This window comes from Salmonella sp. SAL00653 (genome assembly GCF_046552515.1).
Classification (GTDB): Bacteria; Pseudomonadota; Gammaproteobacteria; order Enterobacterales; family Enterobacteriaceae; genus Salmonella; species Salmonella enterica.
Genome location: NZ_JBGDTY010000018.1, coordinates 14,249 through 27,887, shown reverse-complemented (window position 1 = coordinate 27,887; position 13,639 = coordinate 14,249). Strand labels below are relative to the sequence as shown.

At 51.0% G+C, this 13,639-nt stretch carries 14 protein-coding genes and 1 pseudogene; 8 read left to right on the top strand and 7 right to left on the bottom strand.

What is annotated here, in order from left to right; genetic code table 11:
* The first annotated feature begins 73 nt into the window (after window positions 1–73).
* Entirely contained in the window at window positions 74–862 is a 789-nt protein-coding gene (fhuF, locus tag ACLJRU_RS19140; protein ID WP_187790668.1) for a siderophore-iron reductase FhuF, read from the top strand.
* Between the two features lie 150 nt (window positions 863–1,012).
* On the top strand, window positions 1,013–1,471 hold the full coding sequence (locus tag ACLJRU_RS19135) for a YbaK/EbsC family protein (RefSeq protein ID WP_001541475.1): 459 nt from the start codon (window positions 1,013–1,015) through the stop codon (window positions 1,469–1,471).
* A gap of 50 nt (window positions 1,472–1,521) precedes the next feature.
* On the opposite strand, the gene bglJ is transcribed toward ACLJRU_RS19135, so the two are convergent.
* The gene (gene bglJ / locus ACLJRU_RS19130; protein ID WP_015899532.1) at window positions 1,522–2,196 is read right to left on the bottom strand and encodes a DNA-binding transcriptional activator BglJ; all 675 of its coding nucleotides are present in this window, start codon (window positions 2,194–2,196) and stop codon (window positions 1,522–1,524) included.
* A pseudogene (locus ACLJRU_RS19125) lies at window positions 2,157–2,881 on the bottom strand (helix-turn-helix domain-containing protein). Before ACLJRU_RS19125 ends, bglJ begins: the two are co-directional and overlap by 40 nt.
* A 712-nt stretch (window positions 2,882–3,593) precedes the next feature.
* On the opposite strand from ACLJRU_RS19125, the gene ACLJRU_RS19120 reads away from it, so the two are divergent.
* The 6 genes from ACLJRU_RS19120 (at window position 3,594) to opgB (ending at window position 9,299) form a co-directional block, all read left to right on the top strand.
* Window positions 3,594–4,370, top strand: a complete 777-nt coding sequence (locus ACLJRU_RS19120) for a threonine/serine exporter ThrE family protein (RefSeq protein ID WP_001727653.1) — start codon at window positions 3,594–3,596, stop codon at window positions 4,368–4,370.
* The gene (locus tag ACLJRU_RS19115) at window positions 4,361–4,834 is read left to right on the top strand and encodes a threonine/serine exporter (RefSeq protein WP_000511329.1); all 474 of its coding nucleotides are present in this window, start codon (window positions 4,361–4,363) and stop codon (window positions 4,832–4,834) included. Before ACLJRU_RS19120 ends, ACLJRU_RS19115 begins: the two co-directional genes overlap by 10 nt.
* A 92-nt stretch (window positions 4,835–4,926) precedes the next feature.
* On the top strand, window positions 4,927–5,466 hold the full coding sequence (dnaT, locus tag ACLJRU_RS19110) for a primosomal protein DnaT (RefSeq protein WP_000098578.1): 540 nt from the start codon (window positions 4,927–4,929) through the stop codon (window positions 5,464–5,466).
* 2 nt (window positions 5,467–5,468) lie between these two features.
* Window positions 5,469–6,206, top strand: a complete 738-nt coding sequence (gene dnaC / locus ACLJRU_RS19105) for a DNA replication protein DnaC (RefSeq protein ID WP_000799929.1) — start codon at window positions 5,469–5,471, stop codon at window positions 6,204–6,206.
* 57 nt (window positions 6,207–6,263) lie between these two features.
* Window positions 6,264–6,725 (top strand): DUF2501 domain-containing protein, encoded by a 462-nt coding sequence (locus ACLJRU_RS19100; RefSeq protein ID WP_001090314.1) that lies wholly within the window; start codon window positions 6,264–6,266, stop codon window positions 6,723–6,725.
* A 282-nt stretch (window positions 6,726–7,007) separates the two neighbouring features.
* Window positions 7,008–9,299, top strand: coding sequence for a phosphatidylglycerol--membrane-oligosaccharide glycerophosphotransferase (gene opgB, locus ACLJRU_RS19095; protein WP_023235510.1), 2,292 nt, complete (start codon window positions 7,008–7,010; stop codon window positions 9,297–9,299).
* Window positions 9,300–9,432: 133 nt separating this feature from the next.
* Here the strand turns inward: opgB and ACLJRU_RS19090 are convergent, their stop codons facing one another.
* Genes ACLJRU_RS19090 through ACLJRU_RS19070 form a run of 5 tightly spaced genes read right to left on the bottom strand, consistent with a single transcriptional unit; the run spans window position 9,433 to window position 13,627 of the window.
* On the bottom strand, window positions 9,433–10,443 hold the full coding sequence (locus tag ACLJRU_RS19090; RefSeq protein WP_001541465.1) for an SIS domain-containing protein: 1,011 nt from the start codon (window positions 10,441–10,443) through the stop codon (window positions 9,433–9,435).
* 17 nt (window positions 10,444–10,460) lie between these two features.
* The gene (locus tag ACLJRU_RS19085; RefSeq protein ID WP_000075421.1) at window positions 10,461–11,522 is read right to left on the bottom strand and encodes an SIS domain-containing protein; all 1,062 of its coding nucleotides are present in this window, start codon (window positions 11,520–11,522) and stop codon (window positions 10,461–10,463) included.
* Between the two features lie 12 nt (window positions 11,523–11,534).
* The gene (locus ACLJRU_RS19080) at window positions 11,535–12,383 is read right to left on the bottom strand and encodes a PTS system mannose/fructose/sorbose family transporter subunit IID (protein WP_000178065.1); all 849 of its coding nucleotides are present in this window, start codon (window positions 12,381–12,383) and stop codon (window positions 11,535–11,537) included.
* A complete protein-coding gene (locus tag ACLJRU_RS19075; RefSeq protein WP_000228865.1) occupies window positions 12,361–13,140 on the bottom strand; it encodes a PTS mannose/fructose/sorbose/N-acetylgalactosamine transporter subunit IIC in 780 nt (259 codons plus the stop codon). Before ACLJRU_RS19075 ends, ACLJRU_RS19080 begins: the two co-directional genes overlap by 23 nt.
* A gap of 25 nt (window positions 13,141–13,165) precedes the next feature.
* On the bottom strand, window positions 13,166–13,627 hold the full coding sequence (locus ACLJRU_RS19070) for a PTS sugar transporter subunit IIB (RefSeq protein ID WP_000634729.1): 462 nt from the start codon (window positions 13,625–13,627) through the stop codon (window positions 13,166–13,168).
* Window positions 13,628–13,639: the final 12 nt, after the last annotated feature.

Below are 13,639 nucleotides of genomic sequence, written 5' to 3'. Positions count from 1 at the left end.
GCTTGCCATCGTTTATCGCTATCGATAGGATTAGCAATCATTATCATTTAGATTAATATCATTAAACTGCGCTATGGCCTACCGTTCCGCACCGATTGCTGACGATATTATCTGGCGAGCCGCTCCCCAGCCGGAAGACGCCTCGCTGGCGGACGCAGTACGCGAGACGATCGCCTCTACCCGTAAGCACCTGTTGGACTTCATCCGGCTGGATGAAACGCCGCCGCCAACGGCGATGACTCTTGCCCAGTGGACGCGCCCCGCGACGTTTCGTTCATTGCTGGCCGCCTATTCCGATCACATCTATCGGCACACGCCAGGCCTACCACGTGAAAATAAGCCGTTACTCTCCCTGTGGGCGCAATGGTATATCGGGCTGATGGCGCCGCCGCTGATGCTGGCATTACTGACGCAAGCGCGCGCTATCGATGTCTCGGCAGAACATATTCACGTTGAATTTCATGAAACCGGGCGCTCCGCGTGTTTCTGGCTTGACGTGCATCAGGATAACCTGGCAACGGAGCGTTCCCCGGAAGAACGAATGGAAACGCTAATAGTCTCCGCACTACAGCCGGTCATTCAGGCGCTGGAGGCGACTGGCGACATCAACGCGAAACTTATCTGGAGCAATACCGGTTATTTAATCAACTGGTATCTGACTGAGATGAAACCGCTGCTTGGCGAAGCCCTGCTGGCAACGCTACGCCAGCGCTGTTTTTTTGAAAAGCAGCTATCCGACGGTCAGGATAACCCGCTGTGGCGGACCGTCGTAATGCGCGACGGTCTTCTGGTACGCAGAACCTGCTGCCAACGTTACCGCTTACCTGACGTACAGCAGTGCGGCGACTGCACGCTAAAGTAAACCGCTTTACGTTGCCTTCAGTTATCGTCACGGCTTACTGCTGCTGGCCTGTCACATTATTATATTTACAGCGGCGCTCTCCGTATGCCAAATTACGTTTTGCCATTTTTGGGTCTACCGTGGCTATTGGTAAGGTCTCAGGAGAGAAGAATGAGTCTGCAATCTGTACGGCAATTTCTGGCCGATCATGCTCCCGATATTGAAATTATCGAATTAAATCAAAGTACAGCGACTGTCGAACTGGCAGCCAAAGCGCACAACGTAGAGCCAGGGCAGATAGCTAAGACGCTCTCGCTTAAAGTAAAAGACACCATTATCCGGGTGGTCGCGAAAGGCGATGCCCGCCTGGATAATAAGAAGCTTAAAACCACTTTCGGCGCAAAAGCCCGTATGTTGAGCAGCGATGAAGTGGTCAATGCAACCGGACATCCTGTCGGCGGCGTATGTCCTTTCGGGCTGGAGCACCCGCTGCCCGTTTATTGCGACATCTCTCTGAAGGGGTATAACGAAGTATTGCCTGCCGCAGGCGCCACGCACAGCGCGGTACGCATCACGCCGGAAAGAATGGCTGAACTAACATCGGCGACCTGGGTAGACGTGTGCCAATAACGTGCCTGGCACCCTGATTCCCCGAACAAGCACGGCGCATCCGGCGCGGGCTATACCCGATGCTGGAGCGCGGTAGCATCGCCGGCGCGCAGATATAACAGAATATCCGCCGCATCGAGTAACCCGGCATCAGAACTCACGCCCAGCTTGGACATCACATTAAACTTATGCGCCCGGATAGTCTTAATGTTACATTCTAACTGGACGGCAATTTGCGGCATTGAGTAGCCGTTCGACATGAAACGCAGAATCTCCCGCTCGGTTGGACTAAGCATACAATTCTGGTGAAGCTCCCAAAGATTGTCTGTACGCTCCGTTGTCCGTCGGGCGCTATTAAGCGATGTAAATAAGGCATCCTGTAAAACATCCAACGGCGACGCTTTGCTGATGACCCCATCCAGCGGCAGCGGGGATAATGCGCTGATTAAGCGGGCCTCAGCATCATCATCGGCAATCACCAGACGCCGCATATGGGGATAATTTATCGCCAGTTCCGTCAGGCTGGATAATCCTGTCCGGCGTTCAGTTCTTAACGCAGAAAGAGAAAAAATAACGGCAGAAAACGGCGTCTTTAGCGCAGCCTTATAAAACGCGGATGGTTTTGAAAAAATATGAAGCGTATGTCGGCAATCCGGCATTGCATCAAATAGCCCTTTAATACCAATGGTGCTCATCACGCATTTTTCTACGAGCGCAACATTTCTCTTGCTGATTCTGTTTTCCATTCCATGGTTTCTCCATATACCGAAGGTAGGTTCAATTCTCTGGCTCCCTGAGAACTGTTTATCCATGCATACATCTCTGCATTACTGTGTATTGATAAGCGTCGCATGGCGCTATTTTTTTGGGCGCTAATTGTTTTATTACTTTTTTAAGTAACGCCGCAATTTGGTTAATGCCCCACCCTTTTCCTAAAAGGCGTAATACTTTTCGTTCAGACAGCGTAAGGACAATCGGCCTGTCGTGGGACTGCTGAATTTCAGACGGTACCTGAGGCGATAATAATGTTTTGCTTATTCTTTCTGAGCGAGCGTTTCCCGCATGGATAACGCTAATAAGATTCTCGATTGGCTCTTCGTCTGAAAGCAAGGTGCTGACGGGGCCCATCAGGAGATCAACTGCATGTGGATAGCAGGATTTAGGAACCAGAAATACCCAATGTATGTCGCGATATTGCGAGAGTAAGCTATAAAAATATTCGCAGATAGCGCGGGGAGAGGCATTGTTAACTGCTAAATCAGCAATAACTAAATTACTTCGGCGTAGCTGTAGCAGCGTTAGCTCTTCTATCGTACGACAATACGCCAGTTTATAATCGGGGAAATTACCTGTTATAGCCCCTTTAAGGCCTTCCTGTATAAGAGGGGTTTTACTGATAATAAGTCCATTTTTGCAGCATCCTGGCAGCATAATTCCTCCGCACCCACGCCGCCACTTTTCATTGCCCCATTAATAAAAAAACTATTAACAATGATTGCAAAGAAATATAGGCCGAGTGGATTAATTATCCTTGTTTTATTTTTAAATATCTAACATTGATTGCGCTACAATCCACATAGCACAAAAACATGAAATCACTATCGCATAGTTACTCATAAAACCAGAAGCAAGACAATTAAATTAACTAAATTTGCACATTAGCAATTCTAACGAAAACGCATCATATTAATAAATTTAAAATATGAGTTCGCTCTTTATTCATATTGCTAAGTCCTAAAACAAAAGCCCAACAATACTGTCTACAATCCATAAAACCCATGTAATATCTGCGAATTACACTAAGTCATGCCTAATTTTACGCCCGCTGCTCACGCCATTGTGGTTAAACCATTAATGCATATCGTTGATAAAATTCACCACATCATTGATTCAAAAATGAGCGGCCAGGCTGGCATAATGCCTCTATTCTGGAAACGGACATACGAGAACCGTCGCCCATAAGGATATCCTGCCTGTGACGAAGCGCACGTCTCAGGAAGCTTATGCGTTGCGTCTGGCGGCTGACGTTTTTATCAACAAGAAATTGATCTTAACCAACGCCATCATGCCTGCGCTTCGTGTTAAAAAGAAAGCCTCTGTCATAGTGGCGGCGCATAGAATGTCTTTTCGGACAGGACGAGTCATGCAAGAAGAGCAATCAATTCAACGAGCAGTAACACGGTTATGTATTCAATGCGGGCTGCTTTTATTGCAGCACGGGGCGGAAAGCGCACTGGTTGATGAGCTTTCCACCCGACTCGGTTTGGCGCTCGGTATGGATAGCGTCGAAAGCGCGATCTCCTCTAACGCCATTGTCCTGACGACCATTAAAGACGGACAATGTCTGACATCGACACGTAAAAACCAGGATCGCGGCATTAATATGCACGTCGTCACGGAGGTTCAGCATATCGTTATCCTCGCGGAACATCGTCTGCTGGATTACAAAGGCGTGGAAAAACGCTTTAGCCAGCTCCGCCCGCTGCGTTATCCACGCTGGCTGGTGGCGTTTATGGTCGGTCTCTCCTGCTCCTGCTTTTGTAAGCTGAATAATGGCGGCTGGGATGGCGCGGTTATCACCTTTTTCGCCAGCATGATAGCCATGTATATCCGCCAGATGCTGGCGCAGCGGCATTTACATCCGCAGATCAATTTTTGCATTACCGCCTTTGTCGCTACCACGATTTCCGGGCTGATGCTCACCCTTCCCGCCTTTAGCCAGACGCCCACTATCGCCATGGCGGCGAGCGTACTGCTACTGGTGCCGGGCTTTCCGCTGATTAATTCCGTCGCAGATATGTTTAAAGGACATATTAATACCGGGCTGGCGCGCTGGGCTATCGCCAGCCTGTTGACACTGGCCACCTGTGTGGGCGTAGTGATGTCAATGACAGTATGGGGGCTACGAGGATGGGTATAATCGACTTTTTACTGGCGCTTATGCAGGACATGATCTTGTCTGCGATCCCCGCCGTCGGGTTTGCGATGGTCTTTAATGTTCCCCACCGGGCGCTTCCGTGGTGCGCGCTACTGGGGGCGCTGGGTCATGGCTCGCGTATGCTGATGATGAGCGCTGGCTTTAATATCGAATGGTCGACGTTTATGGCTTCGCTGCTGGTCGGCAGTATTGGTATTCAGTGGTCACGCTGGTATCTCGCTCACCCTAAAGTGTTTACCGTCGCGGCCGTGATCCCGATGTTTCCGGGGATTTCCGCCTATACCGCGATGATTTCCGCAGTAAAAATTAGTCATCTGGGCTATAGCGAACCGATGATGATCACGCTGCTGACCAATTTTCTGAAAGCCTCTTCCATTGTTGGCGCGCTCTCAATTGGCCTCTCTGTACCGGGATTATGGCTGTACCGCAAACGCCCCCGCGTGTGATTGGTGGAACGCCTCCTGCTGTTCTTACAGGTCTGTGTGGTACTATAAAAACAGTCGCCCTTCTCGGTTGTTGTTCCATATTGAGAAACATTATGTCTTCCAGAATTTTAACGTCGGACGTCATCGGTATTGACGTCCTTTTACACGATCATCATGCTGTGCTGGCGAAGTCAACGGGCGGCGCAGTGGCGGTATTCGCTAATAATGCGCCTGCCTTTTATGCCGTGACGCCTGCACGCATGGCTGAACTGCTGGCGCTTGAAGAAAAGTTATCACGTCCGGGAAGCGATGTGGCGTTAGACGCGCAATTTTACGAAGAACCCGAAGCCGCCCCCGTTGCGATTCCCTGCGGAAAATTCGCCATGTATCCCGCCTGGCAACCGGATGCGGATTTTCAGCGTCAGGCTGCCCTTTGGGGCGTGGCGCTTCGGGAGCCGGTCACCGCAGAAGAGCTGGCGGCGTTTATCGCCTACTGGCAGGCGGAAGGTAAGGTTTTTCACCATATCCAGTGGCAGCAAAAGCTGGCGCGCAGCGTGCAAATCAGCCGTTCCAGCAATGGCGGAATGCCGCAGCGCGACATCAATAGCGTCAGCGAACCTGACAATCATATTCCACCAGGTTTTAGGGGGTAACGATGAAAAATGTTGGCGACCTGATGCAGCGTCTACAAAAAATGATGCCTGCGCATATTACGCCGGCGTTTAAAACGGGCGAAGAACTGCTGGCCTGGCAGAAAGAGCAGGGCGAGCTCCGGGCGGCAGCGCTGGCGCGGGAAAACCGGGCGATGAAAATGCAGCGCACCTTTAACCGTTCCGGCATTCGACCGCTGCATCAGAACTGCTCGTTTGATAACTATCGGGTTGAGTGCGACGGACAAATGAACGCGTTAAGCAAAGCCCGACAGTACGTTGATGAGTTTGACGGCAATATCGCCAGCTTTGTCTTTTCCGGCAAGCCGGGAACCGGTAAAAACCATCTCGCCGCGGCTATTTGTAACGAGCTGCTGCTGCGCGGAAAGTCGGTACTGATTATCACCGTAGCGGATATTATGTCAGCGATGAAAGACACGTTCAGCAATCGGGAAACCAGCGAAGAGCAGTTGCTTAACGATCTGAGTAACGTTGATCTGTTGGTGATCGACGAGATCGGCGTGCAGACCGAATCTCGCTATGAAAAAGTGATCATCAATCAAATTGTCGATCGTCGTTCCTCGTCAAAACGTCCCACCGGCATGTTGACGAACAGCAATATGGAAGAGATGACGAAAATGCTTGGCGAACGCGTCATGGACCGTATGCGTCTCGGCAACAGTTTATGGGTTAATTTTACCTGGGACAGTTACCGCAGCCGGGTGACGGGTAAAGAGTATTAAATTGCAACGTGCGCCAGGGCGATACGACGCCTGACTGGCATAACACAGGTGATTACCATGAATACAGCGAAACATGTTCTGTGCTGCGCGGCGATCGCCAGCGTACTGATTTCCACCAGCGGTATTGCCGCCAGTCAGTTAAGCGCTCAGGGCGCGAACGCACAGCAGGGCGGGATGTCGCTTTCTGCGCTAACCGGTCTGCTCAGCAGAGGTGCCCAGTCGCTCAGCGCCGATAATATGAATAATGCCGCCGGTATTTTGCAGTACTGCGCCAAACAGAAACTGGCGTCCGCTACCAACGTGGAAAACGTTAAAAATCAGATTCTGAACAAGTTGGGGTTGGATACCACACAGCAGGAGCAGGACACTAACTACCTGAACGGCCTGCAAGGGTTGCTCAAGACGAAGGACGGCCAGCAGTTGAACCTCAATAATATCGGCAGTACGCCGCTGGCGGAAAAGGTGAAAACCAAAGCTTGCGATCTGGTGTTGCAGCAAGGGCTGAATTTCCTCTCCTGACTGCGTTTTTCTGACCGTGCGCCACGCCGGGACGCCCTGATAAAAGCCGTGTTTTGGCCCTTTACCCGCCAACACGGCATTAACCCGATTTTTCTCTTCGTCTTTTCCTGTTATTAACCGCTATGGCAGGAAGTGATGCCGATCAAAAAACCAACTTTCTAAACTCATTCTAAATAACAGCGCCGTGTAAAGTTATTAGAATTGCAGCAATGTGACATCGCTATTACATTGTTAGAAATTTTTTCCTGCCAGCGATAAGCCTGGTTTATTGAGGATCGTCAGTTGTCCGAGTTGCTCTCTGTCGCTCTGTTTCTCGCCTCTGTGCTGATATATGCCTGGAAGGCGGGCCGTAACACCTGGTGGTTTGCCGCCACTCTCACGGTGCTGGGACTTTTTGTCATTCTGAATATTACCCTGTATGCCAGCGACTATTTTACCGGCGACGGGATCAACGACGCAGTGCTTTATACGCTCACGAATAGTCTGACGGGAGCGGGAGTCGGCAAATATATTCTGCCGGGAATCGGCATTGCCCTGGCGTTAGTGGCGGTATTCGGCGCGCTGGGATGGGTACTACGCCGCCGCCGTCACCATCCTCATCATGTCGGTTACAGCCTGCTGGCGTTACTGCTGGCGTTGGGTTCGGTCGACGCCAGCCCGGCGTTTCGCCAGATTACCGAACTGGTAAAATCACAAATGCGCGATGGCGATCCGGATTTTGCCGTTTATTATAAAGAACCAGCAAAAACCATTCCTAATCCGAAGCTCAATCTGGTCTATATCTACGGCGAGAGCCTGGAACGGACCTATTTTGATAATGACGCTTTCCCCAATCTCACGCCAGAGTTGGGCGCGCTGAAAAATGAGGGGCTGGATTTCAGCCATACCATGCAACTGCCGGGAACGGATTACACCATCGCCGGGATGGTGGCTTCCCAGTGCGGTATTCCGCTGTTTGCACCGTTTGAGGGCAATGCCTCAGCGTCGGTTTCCAGCTTCTTCCCGCAGAATATTTGCCTCGGCGATATTCTGAAAAACTCCGGCTACCAGAACTATTTCGTGCAGGGAGCTAACCTGCGTTTTGCCGGGAAAGACGTGTTCCTGAAATCACACGGATTTGATAATCTGTACGGCGCTGAAGAGCTAAAAACGGTGGTGGCGGACCCATCTTATCGTAACGACTGGGGCTTCTACGACGATACGGTGCTTGATGAGGCATGGAAGAAATTTGAAGCGCTTTCCCGCTCAGGCCAGCGTTTTTCGCTGTTTACGCTGACGGTGGATACCCATCACCCGGACGGTTTTATCTCACGCACCTGCAACCGCAAACGCTACGATTACGACGGCAAGCCCAACCAGTCCTTTAGCGCCGTAAGTTGCAGCCAGGAAAACATCGCCGAGTTTATCAACAAAATCAAAGCGTCGCCGTGGTTTAAAGATACCGTTATCGTCGTCTCTTCCGACCATCTGGCGATGAATAATACGGCCTGGAAATACCTGAATAAGCAAGATCGCAACAATCTGTTTTTCATTCTGCGCGGCGATAAACCACAGCAGGAGACTCTGGCGGTCAAACGCAACACGATGGACAACGGCGCAACGGTGCTGGATATTCTCGGCGGCGATAATTTTATCGGTCTGGGACGTAGCAGCCTTTCCGGGCAGTCGCTGTCGGAAGTGTTCCTGAATGTAAAAGAGAAAGTGCTGGCGATGAAGCCGGATATCATTCGCCTGTGGAATTTCCCGAAAGAGATAAAAGATTTTACCGTCGATCGGGACAAAAACATGATCGCGTTTTCCGGGAGCCACTTCCGCCTGCCGTTACTACTGCGCGTATCGGATAAGCGCGTCGAGCCGTTACCGGAAAGTGAATACTCCGCTCCGCTACGGTTCCAGTTGGCCGACTTCGCCCCGCGCGATAATTTCGTTTGGATCGATCGCTGCTACAAAATGGCGCAGCTATGGGCGCCGGCGCTGGCGCTCTCTACCGACTGGTGCGTCTCGCAGGGGCAGCTTGGCGGGCAGCAAACCGTACAGCATGTCGATAAAGCGCAGTGGCAGGGTAAGACGGCGTTTAAAGACACGATGATCGATATGGAGCGCTACAAAGGCAACGTCGATACCTTAAAGATTGTCGATAACGATATTCGTTATAAAGCCGATAGCTTTATCTTTAATGTCGCGGGCGCGCCGGAGGAGGTGAAGCAGTTTAGCGGCATTTCCCGGCCGGAGTCCTGGGGGCGCTGGTCAAATGCGCAGTTTGGCGATGAGGTTAAAATCGAATATAAAGCGCCGCTGCCGAAAAAGTTTGATCTGGTGATCACCGCCAAAGCCTTCGGCGATAACGCAGAGCGCCCGATCCCGGTACGCGTCGGCAACGAAGAACAGACGCTGGTGCTGGGTCACGATGTGTCCACTATCACGCTGCATTTCAACAACCCGACGGATGCGAATACCCTAGTCATTGCGCCGCCCGCTCCCGTCTCCACCAACGAAGGTAATATTTTGGGCCATTCGCCACGCAAATTGGGGATTGGCATGGTGGAGATCAAAGTGGTGAATGTTGAGGGTTAAAAGAGAAGGTCATATATGCCGGGTGGCGGCTGCGCCTTACCCGGCCTACACATCATCTTTATCAATAAACTGGCGCACAGGCCTGATAAGCGAAGCGCCATCAGGCACTGTATATATTACACGCCCCTTTCTGTTAATAATCGAACTGACGGTAGTAACGACGAATATCCAGACTGTGGCCGGTATATTTCTCGAAGTGCGCCGCCAGCCGATCAACCAGCAGTGTCGAGACGACGCAGGGCGCCATGATCCAGCGGAACTCATCATCAATGCCGTCCAGCGCATACGCTTTCGGATCAATCACCACCAGGTTATCGGTAATCTTACTGGCGAAGCGCTCCACGCGTTCATCCAGCACGCGGCATTTCCCTTCCCCTTTCACCAGAATGAGCGGAACGTCTTTTTCCAGCAGCTCCAGAGCGCCGTGGAAAAATTCCGCAGAGCTGACGGGGCGCGTGCGCTTCCACTGCATCTCTTCCAGGATACACATGGAGAACAGATAGACCTCGCCCCACATCTCCGCGCCGCCGACCCACATCATATAATCGCAGTTATGATAACGGCTGGCGATAGCATCGGCCTGCGGATCAAATTTTTGTTTCGCTTTCAGCAGATTCGCCGGCAGAATTTCCAGTTGGCTGGCGAAGCGATCGTAACTGGCGAATTCGTTATTGCGCGACAGCACGCGGAAAAACAGCCAGTACAGCAGCATATATTCATATTCCACGCCATTTTTGTGACGCATCGGAATATGCCATGTCGCCGCCTGCGCCAGCGGAGAGTCCGCATTTTTGGTAATAGCGACTACGCGTATTCCCTGTGCTTTACACCACTCGGCGATCGCCACCGATTCTTTGGTATCGCCGGATTTAGACAGAGTAATAACCACAGAGTCGTTATTCAGCCGCTTATTTCCTTTATGAATTAATTCTGCCGCCTGCTCAACATAAACCGGCAACGTTGTTAATTCTTTGGCAAATTCATTAATTGCCATCATTGGCGCCAGTGAACCGCCAACAGAGGCGAAAAATAAAGAACTGAACCCGGCCTGATAAATCTCGTCAGCAACCTGTTCTGCCTTCTGGCGCGCAGCGATGATCTCACGAGCACTCGTCAGGTACTCGTCCTGATTAAAACCCAACATATTTTTCTCCTGATTGTTCAGATTTTACTTTTTAAAACGCGATCGAAATCGTCAAAAATGCGTACCGAAAGGTCGATGCCTTTCAGTGAGGCGATATGAAACGCCATGAGTTGTACCGGCACAATCAACAGTAATGGCGAGAAATGGTGATCAACCGCTACATCCAGCGCAAGCGTCTGGTCATCCTGCGCCGCCTTCGCCAGCGTGAGAGTAAAGGTTTTGGCGACCGCAGGCGTCATATACTCCCGTAGCGCCCTGGAGCGCGCGTCGGGCCGGTCCTCAAAGAAGAACATCACGTGTTCCGCATTGGCTTCCAGATACGGGCCGTGCATATAGGCTTCCAGCTCAAACCCGCTTGAGGGAACACGCACCGTCTCGGTAAATTTAGTTTCCAACTCTTTTGCCACCCCAACCAGCGCGCCGTAGCCTGTCGCCACAAAACGCGTCCCGTTTCGTAAAACGGCCTGGTGCTGGTGAATAAACGCTTCCGTACGCACGATAACCAACGGCAGGGTTGCCGCGATGCGTTGAAGCTGCGCCACATACTCCTCGACCTGCGATTCCGTCAGTCGCTGCTGCTGACGGGCAACTAACAACGCGATAAGCAACAGATTCAGTACCGTCGCGCTAAATCCACGGGTAACAAAGCCGACGGACTCAATCCCGGTCAGAATATCCAGTGGATAATCACTGGCCTTGCCAAGAGGGCTTTGCGGATCGGCGGTCAGAGCGAATACCGGACGTCCCTGCGCCTGAACTTTACGCATCGCCTCCAGGGTAGAAGCGCTTTTCCCGCTCTGGGAAATAGCAATAACCATATCGGCTTGCGGATCGCTATTCTCATACTGGCTAAAGGTGTACGGCTCTTTAATATCGATAGAGATACCGCAGCGCTCAAAGAAATAACGGGCGCAAAAGGCGGCATTCAATGACGATCCGGTGGCTAATATCAGTATTCGTCGTAACGTTTTTTGGCTGGCGAACCGCGATACTTCTTCCAGCGACTGGCGATGGCAGCGAATAATATTCGCCAGGACGTCAGACTCTTCGTTAATATAGGTCAGCATGGTTGGTGACATTGTGTATCCCTCTTAAAATAACCCTATCCAGGAACCGAAAATTCCCACCAGCGCAATACCGCCAATGATGGTTAACGGTTTCACTTTTTTCCCTAACAGCCAGTACACAATGGCGAAGCTAATTAACGGCAGCAGACAAGGCATGATGTCGTTAATAATGTCCTGAACATGGGTTTTCGCCTCTCCCGTACCAAACGTAATGGGAATGGTGATATCAATCATGGAGGCTGTCATCGCGCCAACCACCATCAGACCGATAATCGAGGCGCCATAGGTTAGGCTTTCCATCATTCCGCTTTGCTGAATGCGTTGCAGTACGCCGGTTCCCAGCACATAGCCCCAGCGGGTAAAGAACCAGCGGGCCAGAATATGCGGTACGTTAAACACCAGCAGAAATAAAATCGGCCCCAGAATATTGCCTTTCAGCGCCAGACTGGTACCGATGCCAGTGGCGATAAGACGCAATGTTCCCCAGAAAAAAGAGTCGCCAATACCCGCCAGCGGCCCCATTAACGACGCTTTGACGTTATCGATAGAACTGGCGTCCATCTCTTTCTGCTGGCTATTTTTCTCCTCCATCGCCACGGTAATACCGAGGATCAACGTCACAATGTGCGGCGTGGTATTAAAGAAAGCCAGATGGCGTTTTAGCGCTTCGGCAAGATCTTCTTTTCGGCTATACAGTTTCTTTAATACCGGAATGAGCGTATAGACGAACGCCAGGTTCATTTGTCGTTCATAGTTCCAGGAAAACTCCATCTGGAATGACCGCCAGAAGACGCGGCGTAAATCACGCGCGGTGACCAGACCAGTGGTTTCCGCCTGCTGGCGGTCTTTATCAGAAATCATCTTCATCGTCATGAGATGCTCCTTGCGCAGGTGCCGGTTGCGAGGCCGCAAATTTCGGCATATTGACCATCACGACGGCGACGATCGCGCCGAGAATCGCAATACCCGTCACCGGAATTTTTAAATACGCCATTAAAACAAAACCGAGGAAAAAATAGGGGGCGACCTTTTTATTAATTAATAAGCGCGCCAGCATGGCAAAACCCAGCGCGGGAATAATACCGGTGGCAACGCTTAATCCATGTTTAATAAATTCTGGAATGGCATCCAGAAAACCTTTAACCATATTCACGCCCGCTAAATAAGAGACCGTGACGATAATCCCCAGCATCAGCGACAGCCCAATGCCGGAGATTAAATGCATACGCTCAATGCCCCGGGTATCCCCCACCTCAGCGTAAGCATCGGCTTTATGACAGAGCAACGGAATAAACATTCCGTTATAGATATTTTTCACAATTAACGCCAGTGTCGCGATAGGCAAACCTAATAACAGCGCGGTTTCCGCCCCAGCGCCGGAATTAATCGCAAAGGCCACACCTAAAATACCGCCAGTGACCACATCCGGGGGCAGCGACGCGCCCACCGAAAAGGAACCGATAAACGCCAACTCCAGCGTCGCGCCCATCACAATTCCGGTTTCCATGTCGCCCAGCACCAGTCCGGTTAAAAGTCCGGTCACGATAGGTCTGGAAATCAGCGACGTCCCTAATGCATATTCAGACTGGGCGATAAACGCCACCAGTCCAAGTAAAAGCGCCTCTACCATAATATGTCCTCAGGAGGGTATCCGCTCAGGCAAAAAGTTGTTTACGATCGTTAGGCACCAGCCGAATTTCTATCTCTACTCCGCCAGCCGCCAGCTCCCGAAGTTGAGTCATTTCATCCGCTAACAGATTGATGGCTTTAGCAATATTCTGGCTCCCTTCACGTACCTTCGTGCCGCCTAAATTAATACTTTTAATGTCGGGTAATTCGCGCGCCAGCCGGTACGCATCCGCCACGGATTCAACAACAATAAAAAGTTTATATTTATCGGTAACGCCGCTTTTTATCGCTTCAATTGAATCGGCAATATTTTTAATAACCAGCTTCACCGCGGGCGGCTTCGCCATCTTAATGGTGGTTTTACGCAGGTCATCATTAGGTACGCTGTCGTTGGCAATTAAAATACAGTCTGCGCCAACGTACTGCGTCCAGGAAAAGGCGACCTGTCCATGTAATAAACGATGATCCACCCGTAAAAAAACAATCATGACGCTTCCTCC